Annotated in this window: 9 protein-coding genes; 6 read left to right on the forward strand and 3 right to left on the reverse strand. The window is 50.3% G+C overall.

What is annotated here, in order from left to right; translation table 11 throughout:
• Together GN107_RS05035 and GN107_RS05040 are read left to right on the forward strand one after the other, a co-directional pair.
• A partial coding sequence (locus GN107_RS05035) for an LPXTG cell wall anchor domain-containing protein (protein ID WP_155286918.1) occupies window positions 1–1,237 on the forward strand: 1,237 nt, incomplete at its 5' end.
• A gap of 463 nt (window positions 1,238–1,700) precedes the next feature.
• A complete protein-coding gene (locus GN107_RS05040) occupies window positions 1,701–3,338 on the forward strand; it encodes a peptide ABC transporter substrate-binding protein (RefSeq protein WP_155286917.1) in 1,638 nt (545 codons plus the stop codon).
• A 104-nt stretch (window positions 3,339–3,442) separates the two neighbouring features.
• Here GN107_RS05040 and GN107_RS05045 read toward each other — a convergent pair whose 3' ends face one another.
• On the reverse strand, window positions 3,443–4,264 hold the full coding sequence (locus tag GN107_RS05045) for a CPBP family intramembrane glutamic endopeptidase (RefSeq protein WP_155286916.1): 822 nt from the start codon (window positions 4,262–4,264) through the stop codon (window positions 3,443–3,445).
• A 380-nt stretch (window positions 4,265–4,644) separates the two neighbouring features.
• Between GN107_RS05045 and GN107_RS05050 the strand changes: the two genes are divergently transcribed.
• On the forward strand, window positions 4,645–8,520 hold the full coding sequence (locus tag GN107_RS05050; protein ID WP_155286915.1) for a KxYKxGKxW signal peptide domain-containing protein: 3,876 nt from the start codon (window positions 4,645–4,647) through the stop codon (window positions 8,518–8,520).
• Between the two features lie 391 nt (window positions 8,521–8,911).
• On the forward strand, window positions 8,912–12,655 hold the full coding sequence (locus GN107_RS05055; protein WP_155286914.1) for a KxYKxGKxW signal peptide domain-containing protein: 3,744 nt from the start codon (window positions 8,912–8,914) through the stop codon (window positions 12,653–12,655).
• Between the two features lie 285 nt (window positions 12,656–12,940).
• Here GN107_RS05055 and GN107_RS05060 read toward each other — a convergent pair whose 3' ends face one another.
• Both GN107_RS05060 and GN107_RS05065 read right to left on the reverse strand, forming a co-directional pair.
• Window positions 12,941–13,141 carry a cold-shock protein gene (locus tag GN107_RS05060; protein WP_155286913.1) on the reverse strand — a complete coding sequence of 67 codons (201 nt, stop codon included), beginning with the start codon at window positions 13,139–13,141 and terminating at the stop codon, window positions 12,941–12,943.
• A gap of 204 nt (window positions 13,142–13,345) precedes the next feature.
• A complete protein-coding gene (locus GN107_RS05065; protein ID WP_155286912.1) occupies window positions 13,346–14,077 on the reverse strand; it encodes a GntR family transcriptional regulator in 732 nt (243 codons plus the stop codon).
• Between the two features lie 172 nt (window positions 14,078–14,249).
• On the opposite strand from GN107_RS05065, the gene GN107_RS05070 reads away from it, so the two are divergent.
• Complete coding sequence (locus GN107_RS05070; protein WP_155286911.1) at window positions 14,250–15,236, forward strand: SIS domain-containing protein; 987 nt, start codon at window positions 14,250–14,252, stop codon at window positions 15,234–15,236.
• Between the two features lie 112 nt (window positions 15,237–15,348).
• Window positions 15,349–18,102 (forward strand): sigma 54-interacting transcriptional regulator, encoded by a 2,754-nt coding sequence (locus GN107_RS05075; protein WP_155286910.1) that lies wholly within the window; start codon window positions 15,349–15,351, stop codon window positions 18,100–18,102.
• Window positions 18,103–18,210 lie beyond the last annotated feature (108 nt).

The following is an 18,210-nucleotide window of genomic DNA, read 5'->3' on the forward strand; positions in this document are numbered from 1 at the left end:
GGATGCAAGTCCAGTCGAAAACGAGCAGCCGGTCCAAGATGCTAAAGACAAGCTCCAGAACACCGTTGATGATCCAAACAGCACCACGGAGGACATCAAGAAGGCAGCCGAGGATTACACCAAGGCTATCGATGATGCCAAGGATGCACGTGACGATGCTAAGGATGCCGGCAACACGGCTCTGAACCAGGATGCAAGTCCAGTCGAAAACGAGCAGCCGGTCCAAGATGCTAAAGACAAGCTCCAGAACACCGTTGATGATCCAAGCAGCACCACGGAGGACATCAACAAGGCAGCTGAGGATTACAGCAAGGCCATTGACGATGCCAAGCAGGCTCGCGATGATGCGAAGGATGCCGGTAATACGGCTCTGAACACCGATGCCAACCCGGTATCTAACGAGCAGCCAGTTCAGAACGCCAAGACTGCGCTCGAAAATGTTGTTAATAATGCAACCAGCACGACTGCAGACGTTAACAAGGCGGCTGAGGACTACACCAAGGCCATTGCCGATGCTAAGCAGGCCCGCGAAGAAGCTAAAACTGCCGGTGACGAGGTGGTTGCCAGTGCCGGAAATGTTGCCCAAAATGCAACCGTGGCCCAGGCAATCGCGGATTACCACGCTACCACGACCGCAGCTGATAACAGTACCAAGACTACTGCCGACATTAAGGCAGCTGCCGACAAGGTCGCTGCTGCGATTAAAGCCGCTAACGAAGCGGGTAACCAGACTGACAACGGCAACACTGACAACACTGGTAATACCGGTAATGGTGGCAATACGAACACTGGCACCGATACCGATACAGGCACCAACACCACTCCTGACGGTCTGCCGGACACGAACACGCCAGGCACCCTGCCAGACACAAATGGCAACAGCACCAACCAAGGGGATACGGATGATGGCAGCGAAAACATTAACCTGCCGGACACCTTTGGCCCAGATGATGGCGATGCAACACTGCCAGACACCAACGCTGACGGTTCTACAATCAGCAACGGTCAGCACAAGGACGGCAAGAAGCTTGTCGCTGCGGGCAAGGCTCAAAGCAATACCCGGATTGCCGCGGCGCAGCAAGCAGCTGGCACAACCAGCAGATCTGCTAACCAGCAGGCTGACCTGCCGCAAACCGGTGACGGCGATGCAACCCGGACCAGTATGATCGGTCTTGCCCTCGCAACGCTGCTCGGTCTGTTCGGACTGGGAGCTAAGCGCAAGCGCGATGATGAATAGTAGTCAGTCCCCAATTTTGTGAGCAAAAGTAGTAGGGCCTCTCGCCAACACGGTGAGGGGCCCTACTTTTGCATTTCTCGCCTGAGAGCAGAATAAGTGAATCCTTGCTGCAGGCCTTAATTAAAATGAGAAGTGCACAAACTATTATGTCACTTTCGACTGCAAACGGCCCGTGTAAGCGGGTGCTGTGACAGATAATATTAGAAAAATGCTTAGATGTGTGAAATCTACGCACATTTACGCGGAATGGGCTAAAAAGTCGGTACGAATGCCGATAAGACGGGCTTTTGGCGTGGAACCATGAATGCGACAAATTCGGTTAATACGCCGTACAATGAACACCAGTCATGTCATCATGAACAAATTGTGACGAAAATTGTGGGAAAATTGCAAAAATTAGTATACATCTTGGTAAATGTGAGGTATTCTAATCCTATCAAATATTCCTAAGGGGGAAATTCTCATGAAGAAGAAACCATTGTGGCTTGGCGTCATGGCGACGTCACTGACACTGGTCCTCGCCGCTTGCGGCAGCTCCAGTTCAAGTGCAAGCAAGACCCAAACCATTAACCGTATGTCTAAAGATGTTATCGCAACCATGGATCCACAGATGGCGACCGATGCTATTTCCGGACAGGTTCTGCAGGATACTGGCGCGGGGCTGCTTCGCTATGACGGTAAAAAGCTTCAGGCTGATGTTGCTAAATCATTGCCTAAGGTTTCTAAAGACAAGAAGACCTATACATATACCCTTCGTCCGGGTACTAAGTGGTCTGACGGTAAGACCGTTACTGCAAAGGATTTTGTTTACTCATGGCGGCGTCTGGTCGACCCTAAGACCAAGTCCGAATATGCCTACATTGCTAGTGGGATCAAGAATGCCGATGCCATCACGGCCGGCAAGAAGGCTCCATCAACTCTGGGCGTAAAGGCAACCGGCAAGTACACATTCCAGGTTACCTTGGAACGCGTAATGCCATACTTCAACAAGATGATTACTCTGCAAGTATTCAACCCTGTTGAAAAGTCTACTGTTGATAAGTACGGCAAGAAGTTCGCAACGAGCTCCAAGACCTTGACCTTCAACGGACCTTACACTTTGAGCAAATGGAACGGTTCATCTAACACTTGGACCGAAACCAAGAACCCTAAGTACTGGAACGCTAAGAACGTTCACGTTGGTAAGATCAAGACCCAGGTTGTTAAGGACACCACTACTGCCCTTAACCTTTACCAGGATGGCAAGCTCGATGACGCTGTTATCTCCGGTGACACAGCTAGCCAGATGCGTAACAACGCTGACTACAACACCGTTGAACAGGGCCGGACAACTTACCTCGAAATGAACGCTAAGCGGGTTCCAGCTCTCGGCAACGAGAAGATCCGTGAAGCTATGTCCCTGGCCATCAACCGTAAGGAATTCATCAAGAAGGTCCTCGGTGATGGTTCTAAGCCAATCAGCCAGGTTGTTCCTGAAGGTCTCTTCAGCAACGACAAGACCGGCGAAGACTTTGCTACAGCCGCATCCAAGAAGTACGCTTCTGAATCCGACTACGATGTGAAGAAGGCCACCAAGCTTTACAAGGAAGGTCTCAAGGAACTTGGGACTGACCACGTTCAGTTCACACTTCTCGGCGACGACACTGACGTTGCTAAGAAGACCAGTGAATACCTGATCGGTGCATGGACCAAGGCTCTTCCTGGCATCAAGGTTACTAACAAGTCTGTACCATTCAAGACTCGTGTTCAGCTTTCTCTTGACCACCAGGCTGACGTCGTTGTTTCCTCATGGCAGGCTGACTTCCCAGACGCAATCAGCTTCCTCGACCTGTTCACAACTGGCAACAGCTACAACATGGGTGAATGGAGCAGCGCTAAGTACGATGCTGACATCAAGGCTTCCAAGACAACTGATGCCGCTGACGTTCAAAAGCGTTGGGATGACCTCAAGGATGCTGACGAAACTCTTGCTGGCCAGCAGGGTGTCATCGGTCTCTACCAGACAGGTGAAGCTCACCTGACCAAGAAGACCATCAAGCACATGCCTTACAGCCCAGGCAACATGATCAACTTTGTCGGCACAACCAACAAAGCTAAGTAATCATTGAAATAGGACTAGCAGGAGACCTCCGAAGTGATTCGGGGGTCTTTTTGCGCGGTCAAAAAAAGGCCCGGCTGCGTGAGCCGGACCGTAATTATTGCCGATTATTTTGTCGTCCACCGTTTCATATACTTGCTATTGCTCTGCTTACCCATTTTGACCAGCAGGCGGTCACGGTGGTCGGGCTTGCCGAGGCGGACAATCAAGATTGCCGCCGCAGTTTCAACCACGACCAGCACGAGGAGGAAGACAATTTGTGCGATCGACAAGGTGGCGTTGCTGTGGCCACCCGGCATGCCGATTCCGATTGTGATGTAATCATAGGAAAAATGGTAGGCCATTGCCGCCAGCAGGTTGCCGCTGCGCTCGTAAATCGCGGCCATCAGGAAGCCGCTACCCAGTGCGCTGATCATCTGGATGAGGACCGCGGTGAAGTTTTCGCCGGTCAGGTTGATCAGGTGCAGGAGGGCGAAGAGAACCGCCGAGATGATGAAGGCGTTAATCTGGGCGTGTTGCCCCTTGAGCCGATTCAGCAATGCGCCGAAAACGACGCCACGCATCCCCAGCTCCTCAACGAAGCCGGGAATCAGCGCCATGGTGATGGCCCATGGCAAGTGGCCAATGCCGTGGATCTGCGTCAGCAGCGCGCTCTCCGCGAGCCACAGCACCACCAGCAGCACCCAAGTTAGCAGGTGGAAGTTGCCAAAATAGATTTTCTGGCCGATAAACAGCCAGTTCATTCCGATAATGAGCAGCACCGCAAAGAATTTGTACACGATCAGGCTCAGCATGCCTGGTGCGATGAAAGTTCCGGGTGCGATGATGGTACGGAAGATGATGCTGAAGCCGAGTTCGCCGATGATTTCGTAGAGAAAGGCGAAGACGATTGCCTGCCAGATCACTGGCATTCTGCGTAACTTTTCCATTATTAATGCCTCCAAAGTAAACGAGCTTTATACATTGTTAACGCTATCACAAATTGCGAAGTAAATCAGTAAAAATAGGCAGCGCTTTCAAAAAATATGGACTTATCCGTTAAGACGCAACTAATATTTGCTTCAGTTGCGGCTATAAAAGCAAATGTTTCACAAACTAGCACTTAGCAAGTCAAAATCACTGTTTGTTGGCCCTTGAATTTTGCATATTTAGCCATTATTGTGCTGCCCGGGCCCATTTGCACGTGCAAAAAATCATAAATTAGTTTAGATATTTAGAATCATAAGCAATTGCCTTCTGCTTTACACTGTGCGTGGAACATAGTTAATCAGGTAATCCGATATGCAAGATATTGCAGGGGGCCGCAATTATGGATGGAGAAGTTAAGAAGCGTTATAAGATGTACAAAGCCGGAAAGCTATGGCTTGTCGGCGCAACTTTGTTTGTGAGCGCGGGCGCAATTGCCATCGCAACACCACCAGGCAACACGGTAGCCGCCGCGGAGGAGAGCCCGGTTCAGGTTGCAACTAGCAATACTACTGCGAGCACTGCGGCGGCTGGGACCGCAAGCGGTGCGCAGACGGATACAGCAGCCACAAGTAGCAAGCCGGTAACGCAGGCGGACATCGACGCTGTTAAGGCCAGCAACATGGCAAAAGGGCAAGCATACCAGCAGGCGGTGCAGCAGTATCAGAGTGACCTTGCGGCGTACAAGGCTGCCCAGGCCGATTACCAGACCAAGCTGGCGGAATACAACGCTGCCATCGCCGCAAACAAAACGGCAACTGAGCAGAACGCCCAGCTGAAGCAGCAGTACGAGGCGGCTAAGGCGGAATACGATGCAAAACATCAGGCTTATCTGGATGCTGAAGCAACCTACGAAACGGCTAAGCAGAATCAGCAGGCGGTGACGGATAGCAACGCAACCAAACAGGCCGCATACGACCAGGCCCAGACGACTTACCAGCAGAAACTGGCTGACTACAATCAGGCCCAGGCAACACATGATGCCGAAGTGGCAGCAGCGGCGCAGCGGAATCAGGAAATCACTAGCGCCAATGCCGAAAACATTGCGAAGGAAGAGCAGTATCAGCAGCAACAGGCCGCTTTTGAAGCCGCAACGACCAAGTACAACGCCGACAAGGCAGCGTATGATGAAGCCAAAGCGGCGCATGACAAGACGGTTGCTGACAACACGAAGAAAACCACTGATTACGTTGCGGACCTGGAAGCGTACAATGCCGCAGAAAAAGCCTACAACACAGCTAAGGACGCATTTGATAAGGCAACGGCTCAGAATGACCAAATTGATAAGGATAATGCGGCCCTAAAAGCCAGTTATGATGCCGACCAGACGGCTTACCAGACCGCACTTGCGGATTACAACACCAAAGAAGCGGCATACGAAACGGCAAAGGCAGCTGCCGACACCGCAGCTACTGATTACGCTGCTGCGCAAACGGCCTACACGCAGGCCATGGAGCAGTACGCAACCAAAATGGCGCAGTACCAAGCTGATGTCGATGCGCGGAACGCGATCATCACGCAAAATACCGCCACACAGAAGGCAAATGATGCCGCAACTGCAGCCTACAACGCGGCCAAGTCAGCTTACAATCAGCAGCTGGCTGACTACAACGCTGCCGTTGCGGACAAGCAGGCTAAGGAGACGGCCGCTGCGGAAGCGACCGCCACGAACGAGAAGCTGGCGGCTGACTACCAGCAGGCACTTGCCGACTACCAGACGGCCAAGGCTGAGTATGACCAGGCTGTTGCGGCTAAGACAGCTGCAGAAGCAGAAAACGCCAAGATTGATGTACTCAACGCAAATGCAACCGCCGCGCATAAGGCTGCCGAAGTGTTGTTTAAGCTGGCTCAGAATCATTACCAACCTGAAAAAACGGCATACGATTCTGCGCGGTACACGTATGAGTCTGCGCAGCATGCATATGATGCTGCCGTTGCGCGGAATGATGCGAAGACGAAAAAATACCAGGATGCGCTTGCCTACCATGAGACTGATGAAGCGAACTACAAGGTGGCCAAGGCGGAGTACGACAGTCTGTTGCCGTTATTTGAAGAAGATAAGACAAACGGCTCCTTTACGACACTGTCGGGCCTGCAGCCCGCTCTTATTTTGGATGAAATCGCGACGAACTTGCTTGATTTCCAGCAAGCAACGACGGATGATGCCGGCAGCACTTCATTTGCTGACTTCCGTGCCGGAAAGCTGGACCAGCTGGATCCAAGCACGCTGGCTACGCTCAAGGACTTGATTACTAAGGTAAGTGCTGTTCGGCAGGATTTCAAGGACCGCATTACCGCTAAGTACGGAGCGTCAACAACAGTCAAAGGTGATACCTGGTACTTAGACCGGGGCTACGATTACGTCAATGACATGTCGGCAACGTATAATACCAATCCTGATCCTAAAACTCCGGCAGTAAATGGGACCCTCAACATTGACTACTCGTATTCTGTAACGGACGCAGACGGCAAGGCTGTCACTACTGATTTAACGAAGAGCAATGTGCCGACAAGTTTGGCAACCGTTACGAAAGCCAACATCGACAAGGCCATTCAAGACTACTTTGCAACCAACGGAACGGATTCGTTTGATGCTAGTGCCGCCGATCCGACTGCAACCGCGCCGGCGACAATCACCGCGGAGATGGTCAAAAACTACGATGATGCACTAACAGCCGCGAAGACGAGCATGACTACCAAAATCAAGCAGACGCTGCAAGATATGAGCACTGCTTTGGATGCTTACAAGGCCGATCCAACTACCAGCAGTACTATGATTGCCCAGCTCAATGCTGATGCTAAGACCTTAGCAGACGTTTTCGCTGAGAGCAGAAGTGGTGCTAATGCGCCAACCAAGGCAGATTTTGTCAATGACTTGCAGAATCAAAGCGGTGAGCAGTTAGTTCAGACATACGGCTACCGGGGCTTAATGGTCCAAATGGATAACGCCATTGCAAATGCCTATGCTGGTCAAACTAAAGCCGATTACCCAGCAGATTACAAGGTATCGCTGACAGCACCGATTCCGGCCAACACAGAAATTAAGCTCGGGGCGTTTACGCCGACAACCATCATTCCAGTACTGCTCCCGCCGTACGAGTCAACAGCGCCAACTGAACCAACCCTAGAGAAACTGCCAACGGTCCCGGAAAAACCGGTTGAACCGACCCCACCAGTTGAACCACTTCTGAAGCTGCAGAAGAAGGCAACTGTGCCAACCGTACCGGACGAACCGACCAAGCCGGATGAACCAAGCTTCGTTGATGTGCCTGAAGTGCCAACGGATGATCCGGTTGCGCCGACTGAACCGGCTCCAGCCCAAACTACACCATTAGCTGCGGTGCCGGACGAACCAATCCCACCGACCGAACCAACTCCACCGACGCCAACCGTGGTTACTGTTCCGACCCCGCCAACCAAGCCGACTGAGCCAACGAAACCTACCTACACAGCCCACGTGGAAGTGCCGGAAGAACCAACTGAACCAACTGCGCCAACCAAGCCAAGTCTGGCTGTGGTTCCAGATGTTCCTAGTGAACCCACTGCACCAAAAGCACCTGCTGCACCAACGTACACTGCGGTGCCAGATCCGATTACAGTTGGCGAAGCTCCAGTCGCGCCTACCGCACCAGATCCACTTGAACTAGACACGGTACCAACTGTTCCCGAAAAGCCGGTTGATGCAACTGCTCCGGTAGCGCCACAGTATGTCAAGCTTTCTACAGTGCCGGACAAGCCAGTTGCACCAGTAGCCCCAACTGCTCCGGAATTTCCACATTTTGAAGAGGTGCCAAGCCTGGCACAGACGCCGGACACGCCAGATACGGATACTGGTGCGGAGGCGCTGCCAGAGCAGACGGTGACCACGCCAGAATTACCCGCTACGGATGGCCCGGAAGCCGCAGCTGATACCGAAACCGCAGATATCCCTGAGCTGCCAGATACTTTTGGCGGGGAGACGGACAGCGCTGCTGATGAACCCGGCCTACCAGATACCTTTGGCGGCGATGAAGTAGTCACAGTCTCTGGCAAGCAAAATGCTGCTACGATTAAGCAGACCGCACTCCGCAACCGGACGAACGGCGCAGCAGGGCGCAAGGCAGATAGCCTGCCGCAGACGGGTGATGGGGATGCGCGCAGCACCAGCATCATCGGGCTCGCAGTTGCCGGCGTGTTCGCACTGCTTGGCCTTGGCGAGCGGAAGCGCGAACAGAATTAGAGACAAAATGGATTGAAGTTGTTACTGGGTTGATAATAAAGGGCAAGAAACGGGTCGTTTCCTGAATGAAGGGGACGGCCCGTTTTCTTGTTAACTGGCGTTTAAGCGAGCATCGTCCCTAAAGATGATGCCTAAGATAAGATTTAAATACGAAACAAACGTTATTCTGATTTAGCGTTGCTTATCTGTAAATTGCCCGTGTGGCGATCATAACGGAGCTACTCAGGTGGATACCAGCTCATTCTTATGGAATGGGTCCGTTTATAGTTCCAAAAAATCATAAATTAGTTTAGTTTTTTTGAACGATAAGTAATTACTGTCTGCTTTACACTATGCGTGGAACTTAGTTAAGGACTTATTTGAACACACAAAATATTGCAGGGGGGCCGCGATGATGATGAATGGTGAAGTAAAGAAACGTTATAAGATGTACAAGGCCGGGAAGCTCTGGCTTGTCGGTGCAACCTTGTTTGTGAGCGCAGGTGCAATTGCGCTCGCAACACCAAGCACCACCGCGGCCGCTGCTGCTGACGAGGGAACCGTTCAGGTAAACACTGATGGTTCGGCGGCCGCTGCAAGCGCGAATACCGCCCAACCGCAGGGTACGAGCGCTGCAGACACGGCGAAGACAAACACGAGTTCAGCTACAGATACCACGACCGCAGACAGTGCCGCAGCTACCGCCAGTGACAGCACCACCGCGGCGACTGATGGAACAGCAGCAATCACAACCGCCGATGCCACTGGGACCACAAACGGTGCCCAGACGGCGGCGGCAGCTACTACGCAAGCGCCAACTGCCGCGAGTGCTTCAACGTCAGCTGCTGCGACCGAAACCCCAACGCAAAGCAAGCCGGTCACGCAGGCAGACATCGACGCCATCCGCGCCAGCAACATGGCGAAGGGCCAGGCTTACCAGCAGGCAGTAGAGCAGTACCAAGCCGATTTTGCTGCGTACAAGACCGCGCAGGCTGACTACCAGACCAAGCTGGCGGCATACAACGCGGCCCTGGCTGCAAACACGGCCGCGACCGCGCAGAATACACAGCTGAAACAACAGTATGAGGCGGCCAAGGCGGAATACGATGCTAAGCACCAGGCGTACCTGACTGCAGAAGCAGCGTACCAAACTGCCCAGCAGAACCAGCAGGCAATCACCGCTAGCAACGCCGCAAAGCAGGCTGCTTACGACCAAGCTGAAGCAACTTACCAGCAGCAACTTGCTGATTATAATCAGGCGCAGGCAGCTTATGATGCCCAAGTCGCCGCAGCGGCAGAGCGTGATCAGGAGATTGCGACGACAACTGCCGCGAACACCGCCAAGGAAGACGAATACCAGCAAGCACAGCACGTCTTCACGGCGGCTACGGCTAAGTACAACGCGGACAAGGCCACTTACGAGCAGGCACAGGCCGACCATGATGCGGCAGTCGCGGCCAATAACCAAGCCAACAGTGATTACCTGGCGCAGCTGGAAGCATACACTACCGCAGAGGCAGACTACAACACGGCTAAGGATGATTACGATGAAGCAACCGCTAAGAATGAGCAAATTGATAGTGACAACGCTGCGCTAAAAGCCAATTATGAAGCCGCACTAACGGATTACCAGACCGCAGTGGCAGATTACAACGCCAAGAAGACTGCATACGATACGGCCAAAACCAACGCGGACAATGCCACGGCAGCCAACACTGAAGCCCAAGCAGCATACGCCCAGGCGCTACTGCAGTATGCACAACAATTGCAGCAGTACTACACGGATTCCGCTGCCCGGCAGGACATTATTGATCAAAACACTGCCAAAAGTCAGGCTAATGCTACGGCGCAGGCCGCATATGACGCTGCTCACGCCAAGTGGGAGCAGGATGAAGCACAGTATGAACAGGATGAGGCCAACTACAAGGCCCAAAAAGCTGCGTATGACGCGGCCGTCAAGGCGCACGATGACGCCGTCCAGCAGAACGCGGATGCGGAGGCTGATTACCAGGCAAAATTGGCCCAGTACAATGCCGATGAGGAAGCATATCACCAAAAGGTCCTCGCGTATGCCAAATTGCTGTTTGAGGCGGCGAAAGACAAGGCTGATGGGCAACTGACCACACTGCAAGGCTGGGATCCAGCTTACGCGATTGATGAAATGGGGATTGCGTTTCTTGATCTGCAGAATGCGCTCGCTGATAATTCCAATGGTAATGTACCCTTTGATGATATCCGAGCTGGTAAGCTGGAACAGCTGGATGCCACAACACTGGCAAATCTAAAGACCTTTCTGAGCAAACTCAGTACAGTTCGAGACGATCTCAGCGACAAGGTGGAGGCAAAGTACGGTGTCGGCGTTCGTGACGGCGACGATCCATACTATCCAGGCGGCGGCTATGATTATGTCAACGGCTCTACTAACAAGGGCGGTTTCGGTGGCACACTCAGCGGTCACCACGGTGGAACAACGGTTGATATCTCCTACACGGCTGTCGATGCGCAGGGTAAGACAGTAACCAAATCCATGGCGGACAGCGGGATTCCCGATGAGCTGAAGGTAGTGAACAAGGAGAATATTGACAAGGCAATTCAGGATTACTTCGCTACTTACAACACGGACACGATTGATGGTACCGCAATGGATGGGACTAAAGAAGCACACCCCATCACGAAGGACATGATTGCCAACTACGACAACGCGCTTGATACCGCCAAAGCAAACATGATGGCAACAATTAATCAAACCCTTCAGGACATGTCGACGGCACTGGATACCTACAAGGCTTCCGCTCAAAATACGGCTGACATCAATGCCTTGCATGATCGGTTGGATGCGGATGTCGATACAATGAACGCCGTCTTCATGGAAAGTACCACTACCACCAAACAGAGTGATTACATGACGCCGGAGTATGACATTGCTTTTGTTCAGAATCTGCAGAACCAGTCTGGTGAGGAACTTGTTAAAACGTATGGTTACCGGGGCCTGATGACGCAAATGGATGTTGTTTTGGCAAATGCATACGCAAGTTCCCACATGGATAAGCAGGAAAATCTTGGCGGTATAGCAACGAATCTTGTCGTATCTCCCACTGACATGATGCTTATTGGTGATAAGTTTACCTTGAACACCTTCATGCCGGACCTCACCGCACCAGTTGCCCCAACCGCACCTACCAAACCTACGCCAGTAACGGTGCCTGACCTTCCAGGCGAAGAGCCGGTTGAACCAACTGCGCCGACCGAGCCGCAACTGACATTGCAGGCGCTGCAAATTGTGCCTGGTGAGCCGACAAAGCCTACCCTGCCGACGCCGCCAAACCCGGTTAGTGTGCCGGCAGTCCCAGACGAACCGGTTGCACCAACTGAACCAGCACAGCCTGATTACACGCCAAACGTACCGGTGCCGGACAAACCAACGGAACCAACTAAACCGGGCGAGCCAATGCTAGAGGTAGTGCCGCAAGTTCCTGCAGAACCTAGTGCACCGACAGCGCCAAAAGCCCCAACGCTGGATCAGGTGCCAGACCCAATTCCAGTCGGCGATGCCCCAACCGCGCCAAAGGAACCGACTGCACCGAGCTTGGAGGTAGTTCCAAGCTTGCCAGAAAAGCCAACTGATGCTGTTGCCCCAAAAGAACCGCATTATGTTGATGTTCCCGAGGTGCCGGATAAACCAGTGCCACCTGTAGCACCAAAAGTACCGGAGTTCCCACACTTTGAAATGGTGCCGAACCTGCCGCAAACTCCTGACACTCCAGAAACCAGTACAACTACGGACGTGCCACCATACACGACACCAGAACTGCCAGATACAGATGGGCCGCAGACACCAAACACTGACGAACCAAATACCGATGAACCTGACGTCCCAGGTCTCCCAGATACTTTTGGCCCGGACACGGATCAGTCCAACACCGATGGGCCTGGCCTGCCTGATACCTTTGGGGGTACTGAGACGGTCGCAAGTAGTGGCAAGCAAGGCGGTACCACAATGAAGGACGCTGCATTCCGCAACCGGACAAATGGCAAGGCTGCCAGCTTGCCGCAGACTGGTGACGGGGATGCCCGCAGCACCAGTATCATCGGGCTCGCGCTTGCTAGTTTGTTCGCACTGCTCGGCCTCGGCGAGCGGAAGCGCAAGCTGAACTAAGTAAAATGAATTGAAGTTGTTCTTGGGTTCAGAATAAAGGACAAAAAACGGGTAGCCTCCTGAAAAATGGAGACTATCCGTTTTGTCGTGCGATTAGTGTTGCACGCTGTCGCTGGGGGGCCAGCTTTCTTCGGGGGGAGGGGATTGTGTTGCTCGATTATCTATAGAGTACGCAGTAGGTCTCGAATCTGCCGAAAAAAGTATAGTCCGGCCCCGGAACCTTGTGTGCAAAAAAAAGAGCGCCAACCAAAGCTCTACAGCCTTGGTCGGTGCTCTTAATTGTTATTACAGCTTGTTAACGTTGGTAGCCTGAGGACCGCGGTCGCTCTGCTCAACATCGTAAGAAACTGCTTGGCCTTCGTCGAGGGTCTTGTAGCCATCGCCCTGGATAGCTGAGAAATGTACGAATACATCTGTGCCATCCTGACCAGTGATGAAGCCGAAGCCCTTGTCAGCGTTAAACCATTTAACTGTACCTTGCTGCATTAGATGAATCTCCTTTATGAAAACAAATGTGACGGTAAACTAGTAAGCTTGAAAAGAAAATTCATTATGCAAAGCAAGACAAATCTCTGTTTAAGTTACGTTGGTGATAGCATACCATGCGCGCCAAGAAATAGCTAGCAAAATGTGAAAGTTTCTCGTAATCGCGATCAGAGCTGCTTGGTGATCATCTTTTGCGTTGCTTAGCTAGCTTTGCAACTCGTATTTGTATTTGTCGCTACGGATAACTTGTCTGGAAATGTGCAGTGGCTTTTTAGCTGGCCCGTATACATAATCCGTAATTTCCATCAGTGGCGTGTTGCGTTCAACTTGGAGCAGGAAAGCTTCGTTTGCTGACGCATATGCGATTGCAAAAGTTTTGTGACCGCCCGCCGGAACAATCTTGTAATCAGTCTTGAGCAACTTGTAGAGAGAGCCACTGAGGTTTTTGTTAATGAGTGACTTATATTGTGAAGTGAAGTAATTGGTCTCAACACAAAAAGGTTCATTGTCTATATAACGCAAGCGGGTCAGCTCCACTAATTGATTGGTAGGCTCAATAGTGAAAAACTCTTGCTGGCTCTTGGTCGGGCTTGTTAACCGTGCATCTACTAATTTAGTTGTCATAGTGACACCCAGTCGCTCGGCATTGCTGGTTAAACTGAGAAATTGTGTTCGCGGAGTATCTGAGCTAACGTTCTCGCGGACAAAAGTTCCTTTGCCGTGAATCTTAACTAGAGTCCCGTCATTAACTAATAGGTCGAGGGCGTGCCGGATAGTGCTACGACTTAAATTAGTCGCTCGTCGTAGTTCAAACTCAGTTGGGAGCTTGGATCCAGAATTGTATTTACCACTTGTTATTTCACTACGGAGCTTATCCGCCAGTTGTCCGTACAACGTATTTGATTTCAAAGATTCTTTGTCTGTAGCCTCAACCATTGTGACTAACCTCCTGGATAGCTAGTATCAGCGTAAGTATACAACAATGAGTGGCTAATATCTTCAATATTTTTCAATTTAAGAAAGGGCTTGCATTTTCTCTGCGCGGTGTATATCATGTAGCTGTTCTCAAAAGTTGTATGGCGTTGTATCTAAAATAGGAGGAAAAATCGTGAAAATTCAGGATGAAGTTCAAGATGTGTTGGGACAAGTCAACTCTACGATAAATGAACCGGTACAGAAGGTTGTCTGGATCGGAGCAGGTGGCTCATTTGGCGGCTTTTATGCGGCACAGTATTTTATGACCCATAATGCGGTTAAAATTTCTTCAGAAATGTTCACCAGTAAAGAGTTTGTACTGGCGGTACCGGCATATGTGGATCAGACAACACTCGCAATCGTTTGCTCGATGCGTGGGACTCCGGAGACATGTGATGCAGCCAAAGCGGCAAAGGATGCTGGAGCAACTGTAATTGCACTTTATGTTGATGAATCTCGGTTAACAGATGTTGCTGATTTCAAAATTAAGTACGAAAGTCTAGCCGTTGACGAGAGCCGTACTGAGCGCTCGAACACCAGCATTGCTTTAATGCTGGCCATGACCTTAGTTCATGAAACTGATGGATATGCAGACTACGAAGTGGCAATGAGCGCCTTTGATAGTGTGGATACAATTTACCGCCGTGCCGTTGAGAATACGACCCCGTTGGCTATTAAGTGGGCAAAGCAAAATGCTGAACGCAAACCAATTTTCGTTCTTGGTAGTGGCCCGGCATACGGTGCAGCATATATTTTCTCCATTTGTAATATCGAAGAGATGCTGCAGATTCCATCACCAACAACGAACAGTGCGGAGTATTTCCACGGTCCGTTTGAGACTTTAGATAAGAATACCTCAATCTTCCAGCTGGTTTCTGTTGGCCGCACCCGGGCAGCAGATGAAAGGGCACTCGATTTTTACCGGCGGTTCGGTGGTGATAAAGTGTATGTCCTTGATGCTAAGGAAATCGGCCTTAATGACATTGACGATCGGGTTTCGGAGTATTTTAATCACGTAATCTTTGCACCAGTCCTAAACAACGTCTACATGCGGGCACTGTCAAGAGAAATCAAGAAGCCGTATACCACTCGGCGGTACATGTGGAAAGTTAGTTACTAGATTATGGTTTAGTATCAGAATATTTGTTTCACCATATCCCCTTATTTGTAAACGGTAAGATCATGTTGTATGGTTGTTTTGAAACCGTTTTATATTTAAGGGGGTTATTTTTATGGCAGTGGACATTCAGGATGCTGTATTGGAAGAGATTGATCGCCTGTGCAGTGGTGATGATCTTCAGGATGTTGTGGTCACTGCCGATGCGATTGCAACGGCGGTGGCCATCAAGAGAAATACGGCCAGTCAATATCTGAATACATTGGTTAAGAGTGGTGCTGCCGTGAAGGTTAACACACGACCAGTTAGATTCTATGGGTACAAAGCCTTAACTCGGGTTCTAGGCGTTAAGCCGAATAAGGGTGAGTATGCATCCATAGAGGAGCTGTTTGCTCAGAAGAGGGCGCCATTAGATCCGTTGGGACAAGTCATTGGCGCCCAGCAATCGCTGTTTTCCCAGATAAAGCGCATGAAGGCGGCGGCTAGGTATCCGGGGGTTGGTTTGCCAATTCTGCTCACAGGGCCAACAGGTTCTGGTAAGTCATTTTTGGCAAAAATGTTCTATAACTACTGTGTGCAACAAGGTTATCTGGGCACCGACAGTCAGTTTGTGCATCTCAATTGTGCCGAATATGCCGATAATCCAGAGTTGTTGGCTAGTATTTTGTTTGGCTATAAACGCGGTGCATACACTGGTGCTGACCGTGATAGTGGTGGCTTGTTTGATCGTGCTGACAAAGGAATGCTGTTTCTTGATGAAGTGCACCGTCTTGGGGCTAAGGGTCAGGAAAAGCTCTTCGAGTACTTAGACAATGGGGTAGTGTCACCACTGGGTGAGACAAGGGCGAGCCATCACGTTCAGGTACGATTAATTTTCGCTACGACAGAAAATGTGCAAAGTACATTTCTACAGACTTTCATTCGCCGTATCCCCGTTCAAGTGGAAATCCCAGGCATTAATGACAGAACCCAGTTTGAACGTGAAGGGTTGACCAAGCTCTTCTTCCTTAACCAGGCTAAACACGTACATCGGACTTTAGCAATCAGTAAGCAAGTGCTTGGAATACTCACAGGTCAGCATTACGACAGCAATGTGGGTCAAATGAAGAACCATATTACGCTGACTGTTGCTAGCGCATTATCCAAAGCGGAGAACCTTGAGAATGACGGTAGGCTGCATATCAACGTTAGTGATCTTCCCGCCGAAATCTGGCGGGGTAGCAATGCTGATAGCGAAGGGACCCGTTTACGGTTGACTGGGGATAGTTCGACGGTCGATGTTTCACCAGATATGGACCTATCCGAACTGATAGACGACGACTCTGATCAAGATAATCAGATTCGGCAAACCTTTAACCGCATCGCTGATAATTATCAACACTTTGGCATGAACGATTCGTTCTTAGATACTAGTGCCGATTTAGTTAATGCTTTAACGGACGAAATGATTTTTAGTGAGGTAATTGACCGGGGTGAGGTCCCACTAAATCTGCTTAAAAAAATTATGAAGGTAAAGCTGGATTCACTGGCGGCGGATTATTCAGTTGAGTTTTCCGGTAACAGTCTGGTGGTCATCGCATACTTTTTCTACTACAGACAATTTTCGTACTGGATGCTTTCTGCTCAAGACCACGCCTTGCTGACAAAAATTAGCGATACATTGGCTGGGGTATCACCCCGAATCGCGAAGTTTACTGATGAAATCACTAAGATGGTCGAGACTTCGCTTTCCCTACCAATTGATGTCGTCGACCGCCTATTCTTGCAGCTATATCTACAAGAAGCAGTTAAGGTTAATCGAGATAATTCGATTCGCTGTATTGTGTTAGCACATGGCTATTCAACGGCAAGCAGTATTGCTAATGTGGTTAACCGGATTGTGGGCAAGCAAATCATTGGCTATATTGACATGCCACTGGACATTGATGTTGAAACTATCGGCCAGCGAATTTCCGATTATATTGCCAGCCACTCCATTTCATCGGGCATGATATTGATGGTGGACATGGGCTCTCTGGAGGGGATTCATAAGTACATTCATGGCACGATTGATTTTCCAATTGGGATTATCACTAACGTATCCACACAGACGGCACTGATTGTTGCTGACCAAGTGATGCACCAAAAGGATATCGCTACAATCGTGAACAGCACGGTGGAGGGCATTAAGAGTGATGGTCGGGTCATTTATCCTGAGAAGGTGAAGAAAAACCTGATTATTACCTGCTGCAATACCGGAATTGGGACTGCTAATCAGATCAAGAACTTACTAGATACGAGTTTCGCGGACAAGCTTGACGTGGTCGTAAATGCGTATGATTATCGAAGGATTCGGCAGGAGAGCCAGATTAAGGTTCTTGAAAAGGCCTATAACGTATTGGCAATTGTCGGAACGGTTAATCCTAAGGTTGATGGCGTTCCGTTCGTGCCGTTGGAAAAATTGATTGTTGGTGAAGATTCAGAGCTCCTTCAAGAGGCCCTGGGAAGTGTCGCTGATTCCAAGCAAATTGATGATGCTATCAAGACAATTCTGCACAACTTTACGATTGAACGCGTAATCAATTCCTTAACGATTCTGGATGCCAGTGGGGTAATGGACACAATTGATGTAGTCATGGAACGCTATGTCGATTTAGCTAAGAAGCCATTAACTAACCCTAAGCGGATGGCGCTGTACGTCCATGTTAGCTGCCTGATCGAGCGGTTGATCCGTAATGAACCAATTATGACTTATGACTGGGAACACAGTCAGTGCGACACTAAAGTTCTAGATAATCTCAAAACAGCGCTTAGTGTCGTGGAAGACAAATATAGTGTCACGATTCCAAAATCGGAGCTCGGCTATATTGACGATATTGTAGAAGGCTAAGCCTGGTGTTATAGGCTTTAATGAATTAAAGAATAATTTTTAAAGGAGCGGGCCGAAAACTGGCACGCTCCTTGCTTATATATAAGTGTAAGGCTGAAGGACATGAAG

Source organism: Lacticaseibacillus zhaodongensis (genome assembly GCF_009687905.1).
GTDB classification, from domain to species: Bacteria; Bacillota; Bacilli; order Lactobacillales; family Lactobacillaceae; genus Lacticaseibacillus; species Lacticaseibacillus zhaodongensis.

What these genes read in the sequence shown, in the direction of transcription:
- GN107_RS05040 (WP_155286917.1), top strand. Translation starts at nt 1,701, where the DNA reads ATGAAGAAGAAACCATTGTGGCTTGGCGTCATGGCGACGTCACTGACA.
- GN107_RS05045 (WP_155286916.1), bottom strand. Translation starts at nt 4,264, where the DNA reads ATGGAAAAGTTACGCAGAATGCCAGTGATCTGGCAGGCAATCGTCTTC.
- GN107_RS05050 (WP_155286915.1), top strand. Translation starts at nt 4,645, where the DNA reads ATGGATGGAGAAGTTAAGAAGCGTTATAAGATGTACAAAGCCGGAAAG.
- GN107_RS05055 (WP_155286914.1), top strand. Translation starts at nt 8,912, where the DNA reads ATGATGATGAATGGTGAAGTAAAGAAACGTTATAAGATGTACAAGGCC.
- GN107_RS05060 (WP_155286913.1), bottom strand. Translation starts at nt 13,141, where the DNA reads ATGCAGCAAGGTACAGTTAAATGGTTTAACGCTGACAAGGGCTTCGGC.
- GN107_RS05065 (WP_155286912.1), bottom strand. Translation starts at nt 14,077, where the DNA reads ATGGTTGAGGCTACAGACAAAGAATCTTTGAAATCAAATACGTTGTAC.
- GN107_RS05075 (WP_155286910.1), top strand. Translation starts at nt 15,349, where the DNA reads ATGGCAGTGGACATTCAGGATGCTGTATTGGAAGAGATTGATCGCCTG.